Annotated in this window: 13 protein-coding genes; 3 read left to right on the top strand and 10 right to left on the bottom strand. The window is 65.4% G+C overall.

Annotation, left to right across the window (positions count from 1 at the left end; translation table 11 throughout):
* Positions 1-70: 70 nt before the first annotated feature.
* Together HU748_RS09580 and fdhD are read right to left on the bottom strand one after the other, a co-directional pair.
* The gene (locus HU748_RS09580) at positions 71-2,416 is read right to left on the bottom strand and encodes an FdhF/YdeP family oxidoreductase (protein ID WP_186720199.1); all 2,346 of its coding nucleotides are present in this window, start codon (positions 2,414-2,416) and stop codon (positions 71-73) included.
* A gap of 5 nt (positions 2,417-2,421) precedes the next feature.
* Entirely contained in the window at positions 2,422-3,252 is an 831-nt protein-coding gene (fdhD, locus tag HU748_RS09575) for a formate dehydrogenase accessory sulfurtransferase FdhD (protein WP_186667434.1), read from the bottom strand.
* Positions 3,253-3,427: 175 nt separating this feature from the next.
* Here fdhD and lysM point away from each other — a divergent pair, with 175 nt between their 5' ends.
* Positions 3,428-3,868, top strand: coding sequence for a peptidoglycan-binding protein LysM (gene lysM / locus HU748_RS09570; protein WP_186667435.1), 441 nt, complete (start codon positions 3,428-3,430; stop codon positions 3,866-3,868).
* A gap of 139 nt (positions 3,869-4,007) precedes the next feature.
* Here lysM and yrfG read toward each other — a convergent pair whose 3' ends face one another.
* On the bottom strand, positions 4,008-4,670 hold the full coding sequence (gene yrfG, locus HU748_RS09565) for a GMP/IMP nucleotidase (RefSeq protein ID WP_186667436.1): 663 nt from the start codon (positions 4,668-4,670) through the stop codon (positions 4,008-4,010).
* Between the two features lie 65 nt (positions 4,671-4,735).
* Here yrfG and nudE point away from each other — a divergent pair, with 65 nt between their 5' ends.
* Together nudE and cysQ are read left to right on the top strand one after the other, a co-directional pair.
* Positions 4,736-5,302, top strand: coding sequence for an ADP compounds hydrolase NudE (nudE, locus tag HU748_RS09560; RefSeq protein ID WP_054891688.1), 567 nt, complete (start codon positions 4,736-4,738; stop codon positions 5,300-5,302).
* Positions 5,299-6,126 (top strand): 3'(2'),5'-bisphosphate nucleotidase CysQ, encoded by an 828-nt coding sequence (gene cysQ, locus HU748_RS09555; protein WP_186710212.1) that lies wholly within the window; start codon positions 5,299-5,301, stop codon positions 6,124-6,126. The genes nudE and cysQ overlap by 4 nt, the downstream gene beginning before the upstream one ends.
* A gap of 29 nt (positions 6,127-6,155) precedes the next feature.
* Here cysQ and HU748_RS09550 read toward each other — a convergent pair whose 3' ends face one another.
* From HU748_RS09550 to rfbB, 7 genes are read right to left on the bottom strand one after another with little or no spacing between them, the layout of a single operon-like run.
* Positions 6,156-6,611 carry a YiiD C-terminal domain-containing protein gene (locus HU748_RS09550; protein WP_186667438.1) on the bottom strand — a complete coding sequence of 152 codons (456 nt, stop codon included), beginning with the start codon at positions 6,609-6,611 and terminating at the stop codon, positions 6,156-6,158.
* Positions 6,608-8,011 (bottom strand): sigma-54 dependent transcriptional regulator, encoded by a 1,404-nt coding sequence (locus HU748_RS09545; protein ID WP_186710214.1) that lies wholly within the window; start codon positions 8,009-8,011, stop codon positions 6,608-6,610. The genes HU748_RS09550 and HU748_RS09545 overlap by 4 nt, the downstream gene beginning before the upstream one ends.
* Positions 8,008-9,822 carry an ATP-binding protein gene (locus HU748_RS09540; RefSeq protein WP_186720194.1) on the bottom strand — a complete coding sequence of 605 codons (1,815 nt, stop codon included), beginning with the start codon at positions 9,820-9,822 and terminating at the stop codon, positions 8,008-8,010. The genes HU748_RS09545 and HU748_RS09540 overlap by 4 nt, the downstream gene beginning before the upstream one ends.
* A gap of 37 nt (positions 9,823-9,859) precedes the next feature.
* On the bottom strand, positions 9,860-10,720 hold the full coding sequence (gene rfbD / locus HU748_RS09535) for a dTDP-4-dehydrorhamnose reductase (RefSeq protein WP_186720193.1): 861 nt from the start codon (positions 10,718-10,720) through the stop codon (positions 9,860-9,862).
* Entirely contained in the window at positions 10,717-11,262 is a 546-nt protein-coding gene (rfbC, locus tag HU748_RS09530) for a dTDP-4-dehydrorhamnose 3,5-epimerase (RefSeq protein ID WP_186720192.1), read from the bottom strand. Before rfbC ends, rfbD begins: the two co-directional genes overlap by 4 nt.
* Entirely contained in the window at positions 11,259-12,134 is an 876-nt protein-coding gene (gene rfbA / locus HU748_RS09525; protein ID WP_186720191.1) for a glucose-1-phosphate thymidylyltransferase RfbA, read from the bottom strand. The genes rfbC and rfbA overlap by 4 nt, the downstream gene beginning before the upstream one ends.
* Entirely contained in the window at positions 12,131-13,213 is a 1,083-nt protein-coding gene (rfbB, locus tag HU748_RS09520) for a dTDP-glucose 4,6-dehydratase (protein WP_186720190.1), read from the bottom strand. Before rfbB ends, rfbA begins: the two co-directional genes overlap by 4 nt.
* Positions 13,214-13,242: the final 29 nt, after the last annotated feature.

The raw sequence follows: 13,242 nt of genomic DNA, 5'->3' as shown, positions 1-13,242 counted from the left end.
AGCCGGGTTTTCTTGTATGGGTTGTCCCGTCGTGGGACGAACCCGCTCCCGCATGGGAGCGGTGGTGGCATCAGATGATACGACCGTCCCCGCGCGCGGCTTCCAGCTTGATGGCGATGAACTTCGAGGTTGGCGTGTGGCTGCCGTCGCCGATGCTCTCCAGCGGTACCAGCGGGTTCACCTCTGGGTAGTAGGCGGCTGCCTGCCCCGCCGGAATGTCGAAGGCCAGCAGGGTGAAACCCTCCACCCGGCGCACGTGCTCATCGCCCCACAACGACACGATGTCGACCTTCTGCCCTGGCTGGAAGCCCAGGCGAATGATGTCGGCCTCGTTGGCGAACAGCACCTCGCGCTGGCCCCGCACGCCGCGGTAGCGGTCGTCCAGGCCGTAGATGGTGGTGTTGTACTGATCGTGCGAACGCATCGACTGCATGATCAGGTCAGGCACCTGGCCGCTGGCGCGCACGCGCTCGTCGAGCAAGGTGTCGGGCAGCAGGTTGGGCTTGAAGTTGGCACGGCCGCTCGCGGTCTTCCACTGGCGGCTGCCGGCGCTGTTGCCCAGGTAGAAACCACCCGGCAGGTTCAGGCGCTGGTTGAAGTCGGTAAAACCGGGGATGGTATCGGCGATCAGGTCGCGAATCCGGTCGTAGTCGGCCACCACCCAGTTCCAGTCCACAGGATGGTTGCCCAGGGTGGCGGCGGCGATGCCGGCGACCACCGCAGGCTCCGAGCGCATCTGCTTGGACAGTGCGCGCAACTGGCCGTTGGAGGCGTGGACCATGCTGAACGAGTCCTCCACCGTGACCGCCTGCGGGCCTTCGGCCTGCAGGTCGATATCGGTGCGGCCCAGGCACGGCAGGATCAATGCCTGCTGGCCATGGATCAGGTGGCTGCGGTTGAGCTTGGTGCTGATGTGCACGGTCAGCGCACAGTTGCGCAGGGCCTGGGCGGTGCGCTCGGTATCCGGGGTAGCCTGGGCGAAGTTGCCGCCCAGCCCGATGAACACCTTGGCCCGACCTTCGAGCATGGCGTGGATCGCCTCGACCGTGTTGTGGCCGTTGTGGCGTGGCACCGGGAAGCCGAAGCGCTTCTCGATGGCATCGAGCAGGGCTACCGGCGGGCGTTCGTTGATGCCCATGGTGCGGTCGCCCTGCACGTTGCTGTGGCCGCGAACGGGGCACAGGCCGGCGCCAGGTACACCGATGTTGCCGCGCAGCAGCATCAGGTTGACGATTTCCTGGATGGTCGGCACCGAGTGGCGGTGCTGGGTGATACCCATCGCCCAGCACATGATCACGCGTTTGCCTTTGCAGTACATGCGCGCCGACAGCTCGATATCGTCGAGGGTCAGGCCGGACTGCTCGACGATCTGCTCCCACGGTGTGGCATCGACCACTGCCAGGTATTCGTTCACGCCCTGGCCGTGCTCGGCGATGAACACATGATCGAAGATCGCCGGCTCGCCCTTGGCCTGAGCCTCGCGCTCCCACTGCAGGAGGAACTTGGCCATGCCGCGCAGCAGCGCCATGTCGCCACCCAGCGCCGGGCGGAAGAACGCGGTGTTGGTCGGCCGGTCGCTGTTGAGCAGCATCTCCAGTGGATGTTGCGGGTGCTGGAAGCGCTCCAGGCCGCGCTCTTTCAGCGGGTTGACGCAGACCACCTGGGCGCCACGCTTCACTGCATCGCGCAGGGGGTCGAGCATGCGCGGGTGGTTGGTGCCGGGGTTCTGGCCCAGGACGAAGATCGCGTCGGCATGTTCGAAATCGTCGTAGGTGACGGTGCCCTTGCCGACGCCGACGCTCTGCCCCAGGGCCACGCCGCTGGCCTCGTGGCACATGTTCGAGCAGTCGGGGAAATTGTTGGTGCCAAAGGCGCGTACGAACAGTTGGTACAGATAGGCCGCCTCGTTGCTGGCCCGGCCTGATGTGTAGAACTCGGCCTGGTCTGGCGACTCCAGCGCCTTGAGGTGGCTGGCGATCAGCTCGAAGGCTGCATCCCAGGCAATCGGCTGGTAACGGTCGCTGGCCGGATCATAGACCATCGGCTCCGTCAGGCGGCCCTGGTACTCGAGCCAGTAGTCGCTCTGCTCGAGCAGCGCACTGACGCTGTAGCGGGCGAAGAAGGCGGCGTCGACACGACGCTTGGTGGCCTCCCAGTTGACGGCCTTGGCGCCGTTCTCGCAGAACTTGACCATGCCGCTCTCGGGCGAGTCGCCCCAGGCGCAGCCAGGGCAGTCGAAACCGCCGTTCTGGTTGGTCTTGAGGAGTGCACGCAGGTTCTTCAGCGCGTTGTCGCTGCCGACCCAGGCCTTGGCCACGCTGCGCAGCGCGCCCCAGCCGCCGGCTGGGCCGTGATAGGGCTTGTAGCGTGGGGTGGAAGCGGGGGCGTTGTCTGGAAGTTTCTCGAAGGAGGTCACGGCTTTTACGACTCCGCCGCTGGGCTGAATACCCGCGGTGCGCTGTGTTTGGGCAGATGGATGAGGTTGAGGTTGTGCTTGCGTGCCCATTGCAGGGCAAGGCCGGTCGGTGCCGACAGGCTGACCAGGGTCTGGATGCCGGCACGCAGGACTTTCTGGATCAGCTCCAGGCTGCAGCGGCTGGTGACGATGGCCAGGCCGCCGGAGGTGTCGATGCGTTGGCGCAGCAGGGCGCCGATCAGTTTGTCGAGGGCGTTGTGCCGGCCGATGTCTTCGCGGCCCAGCAGCAGTTCGCCGTTGCGGTCCATGAACAGCGCCGCATGCACAGCGCCGCAGTGCTGGCCCAGGGGCTGGAAGGCGTCGATGCGCTGGCGCAGGTCCTTGAGCCACTCCACCGGCGGCAGGGGCGCGCCGGGCAGTGCCGCGAGCTCGGGCAATGCCTGTTCCAGAGCCTCTACACCACACAGGCCGCAGCCACTGGTGCCGGCCATCTGACGCCGCTGGTCCTTGAGGTTCCAGAACGCGCGGCTGGAAATCTCCAGGTCGGCATACAGCGCCGAGCCGCTGCCGGAGAGCTTTACGTCATAGATCTCTTCGGTGCTGGAAACGATGCCACTGCCGACGCTGAAACCGACGGCGAAGTCTTCCAGGTCAGTCGGGCTGACCAGCATCACCGCCTGGTTCAGGCCGTTGTAGACGATCGCCAGGGCGACTTCTTCGGCCAGGGGCGTGCTGTCGCTCGCATGGTCGCAGAGCTGTACGTAATCGTAGGTGTTGCTGGCGGCAGGCAGTGACAGAGGTGCTGATGCCGCGCAGACCGGAGGCTTGCTGTTCATCGGGGCGGATCACCGGCGGCTTTTTACTAGCACAAGCCTAGGCTTGTGGGCGCGCCGCGTCTAATCGCTAGGGTCGATGCCGTGATAGACCGCGTCGATTGGTCGCAGTGGAGCGGGCCGGGGATTCCTGGCCTAGACTCTCAGGTTCCGAGGAATCATCAACAAGGAGCGCGTCATGAGCCTGTTCAGTTTCGTGAAGGAAGCCGGCGAGAAGTTGATCGATCTGCTGACCCCCGGCAATGCCAATGCCGAGGAGCAGTTGAAGAAGCACGTGGAGAGCGTGGGCCTGGGCAATCCGAATATTTCGGCCACCGTAGAGGGTGACAAGGTCATCCTCAAGGGCGAGGTGGCGAGTCAGGAGGAGAAGGAGAAGATCATCCTGGCGGCAGGCAACATCGCAGGGGTGGCTTCGGTGGATGACCAGATCACCGTCACCGGGCCGGTGGCGCAGGCGGCTCGATTCGTCACGGTGAAGAAGGGCGACACCTTGAGTGCGATCGCCAAGGCTGAGTATGGCGATGCCAGCCAATACCAGAAGATCTTCGAGGCCAACAAGCCGCTGCTGTCACACCCGGACAAGATCTATCCGGGGCAGGTACTGCGCATTCCAGACTGAGGATCGGTGTTGCGCTCATCGCGGGACAAGTCGGAGCGCCGAACCGCCGCTCTCACAGGGATATCTCCCCCGCCTGAAACCCGGGTGATATTTGTGGGAGCGGCGATTCGGCGCTCCGACTTGTCCCGCGATGAGGCCCTCAAAGTCCCAGCAACAATTCCCGGTAATCCTCGACCGCCGCGAACTCCTGCGTATCGCGCACATCCGCCCGGCTATCGGGCTGCCGCACTGCCAGCAGATGCCCCACCCCGAACCGCTGGGCACTGCGCAGGATCGCCAGGGTGTCGTCGATGAACAGGCTGCGCGCGGGCTCGAAGCCGATATCGGCGCGCAGGGCATCCCAGAACTGCGGGCTCTCTTTCGGGTAGCCATAGTCGTGCGAGCTGATCAGCCGTTCGAAATACGGCGCAAGCTGCACTTTTTCGAGTTTCAGCGACAGTGAGTCGCGGTGGGCGTTGGTGATCATCACCACACGCTTGCCGGCCTTGCCGATGGCGGCAAGGAAGGTGTCGGCGTCCGGGCGCAGAGCGATCAGGTCGGCGATCTCGCGCTTGAGTTCGCGGATCGGCAGGCGCAGTTCGCGGCTCCAGAAGTCCAGGCAATACCAGTTCAGGGTGCCGGCATGAAGCTCGAACAGCGGCCGCAGTTCCAGCTCGGCCATCGCGCGGCTCACGCCATGCAGCTCGGCGTAGCGCTGAGGCAGGTGTTCGAGCCAGAAGCGATTGTCGTAGTGCAGGTCGAGCAGGGTGCCGTCCATGTCCAGCAGGACGGTATCGATGGTGGACCAGGGCAGAACAGGCATTGGAATTTCTCGATCGGTCGGCAAGCCACGGTATAGTAACCCGTTCACGCCAAGGAGCCGCACCCATGCGCCAGAAACCCACCGTCCTCAGTCGCGAGATCGTCGCCAGCAGCCGCCTGTTCCGGGTCGAGGCGGTGCAGTTGCGCTTCTCCAATGGCAACGAGCGCACCTACGAGCGCCTGGTCGGTCGGGGCAACGGTTATGGTGCGGTGATGATCGTGGCGATGCTCGACGCCGAGCATGCGGTGCTGGTCGAGGAATACTGCGGCGGCACCGATGAATACGAACTGTCGCTGCCCAAGGGCCTGATCGAGCCGGGCGAGGACGTGCTGGCCGCCGCTGATCGTGAGCTCAAGGAAGAAGCCGGTTTCGGGGCACGACAACTGGAGCACCTCACCGAGCTGTCGCTGTCGCCCGGCTACATGAGCCAGAAGATCCAGGTGGTGCTGGCCAGCGACCTGTACGAAGAGCGCCTGGAGGGCGACGAGCCTGAGCCGATGCGCGTCGACAAGGTCAACCTGCGCGAGCTCTCGGCCCTGGCCATGCACCCGCAGTTCAGTGAAGGCCGGGCGCTGGCGGCGTTGTACCTGGCGCGTGACCTGCTGATCCAGCGGGGGCTGCTGAGCGCATGAACGACCTGCAACTGATGCATGAAGTGGTCAAGCTCGCTCAACTGGCGGGCGAGGCGATCCTGCCATTCTGGCGCTCTGGCGTCGCAGTCACCAACAAGGCCGACGACTCGCCGGTGACCGCCGCCGACCTGGCTGCTCACCGAGTCATCGCCGACGGCCTGCAAGCGCTGGCGCCGCAGATTCCGGTGCTGTCGGAGGAAGATTGCAACATCCCGCTGGCGACACGCCAAGCCTGGACGCGCTGGTGGCTGGTCGATCCATTGGACGGCACCAAGGAGTTCATCGCCGGCAGCGAGGAATTCACCGTCAACATCGCCCTGATCGAGAACGGTGAGGTGGTGTTCGGTGTGGTGTCGATGCCGACCAATGGCCGCTGCTACTTCGGTGGCCGGGCGTTGGGTGCATGGCGCGTCGAGCCCCAGGGTGACGCCCAGCCGATTCACGTGCGCAACGCGCCACCTGCCGATGGGCGTTTCACGGTCGTTGCCAGCCGTCGTCATACCAGCCCCGAGCAGGAAGCCCTGCTGGCTGGGCTCGGTGCCGAGGTCGGCGAACTGGAACTGGCCAATATCGGCAGCTCGCTGAAGTTCTGCCTGCTGGCCGAGGGCGCTGCCGATTTCTACCCGCGCCTGGCGCCAACCTCGCAGTGGGATACCGCGGCGGCGCAGGGGGTGGTCGAAGGGGCAGGGGGCGAGGTGATCGGGCTGGATGGCCAGGCGTTCCGCTATCCGGCGCGGGAGTCGCTGCTCAATCCGTTCTTCCTGGCGCTGCCGGCCAAGGCGCCATGGCGGCAAAAAGTCATTGCAGCGGCTATCGGGCAGTAATTACCGAAGCCGCCTCGCTCCTCGCCTGATCAGCGGTGCAGCACATACTGCCCGCTGAATCTCACTGCCGCCTCTTCACTCCCCGCATTGCTCACCATCGTCTCCAGGGTCAGGCGCGCCCGGCCGCGGCGCTGGTACATCGTCAGGAAGCGCTCCCAGACCTTTTCGTCCGGCGCCGGGCAGCGTGCTACCGCCGTGCCTGTCACCGGCAATGGATAACTGATCTGCCCTTCATGGATGACGATGTGCCCGTCATCGATCCCCAACTCACGCAAGCGCAGGTGCAGCCAGCCCCAGCCGACCAGCACGGCGGCGCAGTAGAGGCTGCCGCCGAACATGGTGCTCTTGTGGTTGACGTTGGGCGCCAGCGGCAATTGCAGACGCAGGCACTGCTCGCGCCAGTCGATGACTTGCATGCCCATTTCTCGTGTCAGCGGTATATCGCTGTGCAGGACTGCCTGCAGGTACTGGCTGTCGGTGGTCATGGCCGCGGCTCCTCGTGATCGTCATGGCTGCTGCCGTCGGCGAAGCTCAGGCCGTGCTTGCGCAGCTTGTCGTGCAACGTTTTGCGCGGGATGCCGAGGGCTTCGGCGAGGCTGCGCATGGAGCTGTGCGGCTGGTTCAGTTCGGCGGCGATCAGCGAGCGTTCGAACTGCTCGACCTGCTCGCTGAGGTTGCCGACACGTGCCGGTTCGGCGCTGTCGGTGGCAGGGGGCACCTGGCCGTCCAGGGCCAGCTCCAGGCCCAGGGCGAAGCGCTCTGCCGCGTTCTGCAGCTCGCGTACGTTGCCTGGCCATTCGTGACGCAACAGCATGGCCCGCTGCGCCGGTTGCAAGGTGTGCGGTGCCAGGCCGTGGCGTTGGCTGGCGGCATCGGCGAAGTGCTGGAACAGCACCAGGATGTCGTCGCCGCGTTCGCGCAGGGCCGGGATGCGCAGCGGTGCGACGTTCAGGCGGTAGTAGAGGTCGGCGCGGAAACGCCCTTGGTCGGCCGACTGGCGCAGGTCTTCCTTGGTCGCGGCGATCACGCGGATATCCAGCGGAATCAGTTGGTTGCCACCCAGGCGCTCGACCACCCGCTCCTGCAGCAGGCGCAGCAGCTTGACCTGCACGTCCAGGCTCATGCTCTCGATTTCGTCGAGGAACAGCGTGCCGCCGTTGGCGAATTCGAACTTGCCGATACGGCGCTTCTGCGCACCGGTGAAGGCGCCGGGTTCATGGCCGAACAGCTCGCTCTCGACCACCGACTCGGCCAGGGCGCCGGCATTGATGGCCACGAACGGGCCGTCGCGACGGCTCGACAGGTCGTGCAGGGCACGCGCGACCACCTCTTTACCGGCGCCGGTCTCGCCGAGGATCAGTACGTCGGCGCGGGTGCCGGCCAGGGCGCCGATCTGTTCGCGCAGGCGCTGCATCGACGGTGAATGGCCGACCAGCCGTGTCGACAACTGCTGGCGATCGCTCAGGGCCAGACGCAGGCTGCGGTTGTCCAGCACCAGGCGGCGCAGCGCCAGGGCCCGGCGCACGCTGTCGAGCAGGGCGTCGCTGGCGAAGGGCTTTTCCAGGAAGTCATAGGCCCCGGCACGCATCGCCTGGACTGCCAGGGGCACGTCGCCGTGGCCGGTGATCAGCAGCACAGGCAGTTCGCTGTCCCGTGTGTGCAGTTGCTCCAGCAGTTGCAGGCCGTCGATACCCGGCATGCGGATATCGCTGACCACCACGCCGGGCCAGTCGGGCTCGATGCGCTCGGCCAGGCCCTGGGCGTCGGCCAGGGTAGCAACCTTGAGGCCTGCCAGGTCCAGGGTCTGGCTCAGGGCCTGGCGCAGGTGCGGATCGTCATCGACCAGGATGACCTGGGTTTGACTGTCGATCAGTGTCTCGGTCATGCCGAGGAATCCTCCGAAGGTTTCAGGTTGGCACCGGGTGCTGCCATGCGCAGTTGCAGGGTGAGCAGGGCGCCCCCTTCCGGGTGGTTGCCCATCAGCAACTCGCCACCGAGCGCGCGCATCAGGCTTTCGCAGATCGCCAGGCCCAGGCCAAGGCCCTGGGTACGGGTCTTGGTGGTGAAGAAGGGCTCCTTGGCGTGCTCCAGCGCTTGCCGGGTAAAGCCCGGGCCGTTGTCGCGAATGTACAGGTAGACGCAGTCGTCGCGCGTCTCGGCACTCAGCCAGAGGCGGCGAGGGTTGGCTTTTTCCGTGAGTGCGTCGAGGGCATTGGCCAGCAGGTTGCCGAGCACCTGGCGCAGGCGGGTTTCACCGGCCTGGACCCATAAGGTGGCATCCGGCAGATCGCGGATCAGTTCCACCGCCATGGCCCGACGACGCTTGGCCAGCAAGGCCAGGGCATCGTCCAGCGCCGGTTGCAGGGCCACGCTTTCCGGGGCATGGCGGTCGCGGCGGGCAAAGGCGCGCAGGTGGGCGATGATCGAGGCCATGCGCCCGGTCAGCTCGCCGATCAGCTTGAGGTTGCCGCGGGCATCCTCGGTGCGCTGGTGGTCGAGCAGGATCTCGGCGTTCTCGGCGTAGCTGCGGATCGCCGCCAGCGGTTGGTTGAGCTCGTGGCTGATGCTCGCCGACATGGTGCCCAGCACCGACAGTTTCCCGGCCTGGACCAGCTCGTCCTGGGCGCGTACCAGTTCCTGCTGCGCCTGCTCGCGCTCCAGCACTTCGTTCTTCAGGCGATTGTTCAGCCATTCGAGGTCGGCGGTGCGCGCCACCACGCGGTTTTCCAGCTCCTGGCGGCCACGAGCCTCCAGTTCGATGCGATCCATGTAGTGGCGGCGGCGCTGCATCACCAGCCCGGCCAGGAGCATGGTCACCAGCAGCGCACCGGCGCCGATGGCCATGACGGTCTGCACCGAGCGATCGACCAGGATGCGCGGCGCAAGGATGCTCACCTGCCAGCCGGTCTCCTTGATATCGCGGGTCTGGGTCAGCCAGGCGTCGGGTTCCAGGCGCAGCGGCTGCGGTGCCTGGGTCGGGTAGGGCTGGATGGCGATCATCGCCTTGCGTTCTGCTTCGCTCAGTACACGGGTAGCGCGGAAACGCCACTCCGGGCGCGAAGTGAGCACCACCACGCCGTACTGGTCGGTCAGCAGCAATTGTTCCGGGGTGCGGCCCCAGAGGGTTTCGGTGTGGTCGAGGTCGACCTTGACCACCAGCACGCCGACTACACGTTCGCCGTCACGCACCGCTGCCGCGAAGAAGTAGCCGCGCTTGGCCGAGGTGGTGCCCTGGCCGAAGAAGCGGCCCAGGCGCCCTTCCATCGCCTCGATGAAGTAGGGGCGGAAGGCGAAGTTGCGGCCGACGAAGCTGTCGCGCTTGTCCCAGTTGGAGGCGGCCAGGGTATTGCCGCTGACGTCCATCAGGTACATCACTTCGGCGCCGGTCTGCTGGGTGATCTCGCGCAGCAGGCGATTGGCGTTGGTCACCGCCTCCAGCCTGAACGGGTCGGCCAGCACGCCGCGCAGGGCCGGCAGGTCGCCGAGGATCTGCGGCAGGGTCTCGTAGCGGTGCAGGGTGCCGAGCAGGTTGGCGACGTAGAGGTCGAGGGTCTGGCGGTTCTGCGAGGCCAGTTGGTCCTGGTAGTAGCGCTCGGCAAGATGATGCAGCGGCCACAGCAGCGGGGCCAGGCACAGGGCCAGCAGGGCCAGGCTGCGCCAGCGGGGGCGTCGTGAAGTGATAGGGGTCGAGGTCATCGCCAAGTGCGCCAGAATGAACTGGCGCAATTATGCGCTACTTCAGGCAGTCGATCAGCGCCTGCTGCCAATGCGGCTGGCTGACCTGCCATTCGCGTGTCAGGCGTGAGCAGTCCAGGCGTGAGTTGAGCGGGCGGCGGGCCGGGGTCGGGTATTCGCTGCTGGGGATCGGCAGCAGTTCGGCACAGGGCAGGCCGCGGGCCTTCAACTGCTCGGCGATGGCCTGGGCGAAGCCGAACCAGGAGGTTTCGCCCTGGGCTGTCAGATGATAGGTCCCCCACGCACCCGCCTGGCCGGCCTGCCAGCGCTCGATCAAGGCGCGGGTGCTGGCGGCGATCGTCCCGGCCCAGGTCGGTGCGCCGATCTGGTCGTCGACCACTTTCAGCTGCGGGCGCTCCTGCAGCAGGCGTTGCATGGTCAGCAGGAAGTTGCGTCCATGCAGCGAGTACACCCAGCTGGTGCGCAGGATCAGGTGCTGGGCGCCCACTGCGGCAATCGCCTGCTCGCCTGCGAGCTTGCTCTGGCCGTAGACACCCAGCGGATGCACCGGGTCGTCCTCGACATAGGGGGTTGTCTTGTTGCCGTCGAACACGTAGTCGGTGGAGTAGTGGATCAGCGGCGTACCCAGGCGTGCGGCTTCCTCGGCCAGCACGCGCGGACCTTCGGCGTTGATCGCGTAGGCCAGCGGCGCTTCGCTCTCGGCCTGGTCCACCGCGGTGTGGGCCGCGGCGTTGATGATCAGGTCGGGGGCGAGCTGGCGCAGAGGCTCACGCATGCCTTCGGGTTGAGCCAGGTCGAGCTGGTCGCGGCCGAGCAGGTGCAGTTCGCCAAGCCCGGCCAGCGCCTGCTGAAGGGCCTGGGCGACCTGGCCGTTGCGGCCGCAGACGAGGATCTTCATGGGAACAGCTCCGCGTTCCGCAGCAGCACCCCAGCCTGGTCCTTGGCTGACAGCAGCGGTTCCGACTCAAGTTGCCAGTCGATGGCCAACTGCGGATCGTCCCAGCGAATGCAGCGCTCGGCTGCGGGGTTGTAATAGTCGGTGGTCTTGTACAGGAAGTCGGCCGACTCGCTGAGCACCACGAAACCGTGGGCGAAGCCAGCAGGGACCCACATCTGGTGGTGGTTCTCGGCAGACAGGCGTGCGCTGACCCAGCGCCCGAAGGTTGGCGAGCCGCGGCGGATGTCCACGACCACGTCCAGCACCTCGCCCTGGGTCACGCGGACCAGCTTGCCTTGCGGGTTCTGCAACTGGTAGTGCAGACCGCGCAGCACGCCCCGCTGGGAGCGCGAATGATTGTCCTGAACGAACTCGACATCGACCCCGGTACGTTCGGCGAAGGTGCGGGCATTGAAGCTTTCGAGGAAGAAACCACGGCTGTCACCGAACACCTTGGGTTCGATGATGAGGACTTCGGGGATTGCGGTATTGATGACGTTCATGGCGTTTCTTCAGCCAGTTTGCTCAGGTATTGGCCGTAGCCGGTTTTCTTCAGTTCGTTGGCCTTGGCCAGCAGCCTTTCCCGGCAGATCCAGCCCTTCTGATAGGCGATTTCTTCCAGGCACGCCACTTTCAGGCCCTGGCGGTGCTCGATGGTCTGCACGTACTGGGAAGCCTCCAGCAGGCTGTCGTGGGTGCCGGTATCGAGCCAGGCGAACCCGCGACCGAAGCGTTCGACCCTCAAGTCGCCGCGCTTGAGGTAGGCGTTGGTGATGTCGGTGATTTCCAGTTCGCCCCGAGGCGAAGGGCGCACACCCTTGGCGATCTCGATCACATCGTTGTCGTAGAAATACAGGCCGGTCACCGCGTAGCTGGAGCGCGGTGCGACCGGTTTTTCCTCGATGGACAGGGCATTGCCCTGCGCGTCGAACTCGACCACGCCGAAGCGCTCCGGGTCCTTGACCAGGTAGCCGAACACCGTCGCCCCGGAGGGGCGGTTGACCGCACGCAGCAACTGTTCGCTGAAGCCTTGGCCGTGGAAGATGTTGTCGCCGAGGATCAGGCACACCGAATCGTCGCCGATGAAGTGTTCGCCGATCAGGAAGGCCTGGGCCAGGCCATCAGGCGAGGGCTGCTCGGCGTAGCTGAGGTTGATGCCGAACTGGCTGCCGTCGCCGAACAGCTGGCGGTACTGCGGCAAGTCCTGGGGAGTGGAAATGAGCAGGATGTCGCGGATGCCAGCGAGCATCAACACCGAGATCGGGTAGTAGATCATCGGTTTGTCGTAGATCGGCAACAGCTGTTTCGACACGCCAAGCGTGATGGGGTGCAGGCGAGTACCGGAGCCTCCGGCGAGGACGATGCCCTTGGTCATGCGATCAGGTCCTTGAAGTCGGAATTGCCCAGGCGTTCACCCTGGTAGCTGCCATCCTGGACGTGGCGGCACCATTCCAGGTTGTCGAGGTACCACTGCACGGTCTTGCGCAGGCCGGACTCGAAGGTCTCCTCCGGCACCCAGCCCAGCTCGCGCTCGATCTTGCTCGCGTCGATGGCGTATCGCAGGTCGTGGCCGGGGCGGTCCTGGACGAAGGTGATGAGGTCGGCAAAGTGGGCGATGTTGGCGGGGCGCTGGGGCGCGAGCTCTTCGAGCAGATTGCAGAGCGCCCGCACCACATCGAGGTTCTTCTGTTCGTTGTGCCCGCCGATGTTGTAGGTCTCGCCAACCTTGCCTGCGGTCACCACCCTGAGCAGCGCGCGGGCATGGTCCTCGACGAACAGCCAGTCACGCACTTGCTGGCCGTTGCCGTACACCGGCAGTGGCTTGCCGGCGAGGGCGTTGAGGATCATCAGCGGGATGAGTTTCTCGGGGAAATGATACGGGCCGTAGTTGTTCGAGCAATTGGTGATCAGCACCGGGAGGCCGTAGGTGCGATGCCAGGCTCGGACCAGGTGGTCGGATGCCGCCTTGCTGGCCGAGTAGGGCGAGCTTGGGGCATAAGGCGTGGTTTCGCGGAACAGGTCGTCGGCACCGTGCAGGTCGCCATACACCTCGTCGGTGGAAATGTGGTGGAAGCGGAACGCGTCGCGCGCATCTTCCGGCTGGCGGCTCCACCAGGCGCGGGTGGCCTCCAGCAAGGTATAGGTGCCGGTGATGTTGGTCTGGATGAATGCTGCCGGCCCGTCGATGGAGCGGTCCACATGGGACTCGGCGGCCAGGTGCATAATCGCGTCAGGCTGGAAACGTTCGAGGACAGCGCTGACGGTCTCCTGATCCACGATATCGGCCTGGACGAACTCATAGCGGCTGTTGTCGGCGATGCCGCGCAGCGACTCGAGGTTGCCAGCGTAGGTCAACTTGTCGAGGTTCAGAACTTCGTTGTCGGTATGGCCGATCAAGTAGCGGATCAGCGCCGAACCGATGAAGCCGGCACCGCCGGTAATGAGAATACGCATGGGGTGTGACTATCCTGCTGGTGGTAGGT

This window comes from Pseudomonas sp. RW3S2, from assembly GCF_014268955.1.
GTDB lineage: Bacteria > Pseudomonadota > Gammaproteobacteria > Pseudomonadales > Pseudomonadaceae > Aquipseudomonas > Aquipseudomonas wayambapalatensis.
The sequence above is the reverse complement of the archived record's forward strand: the minus strand, read 5'-3'. Positions and strand labels throughout refer to the sequence as shown.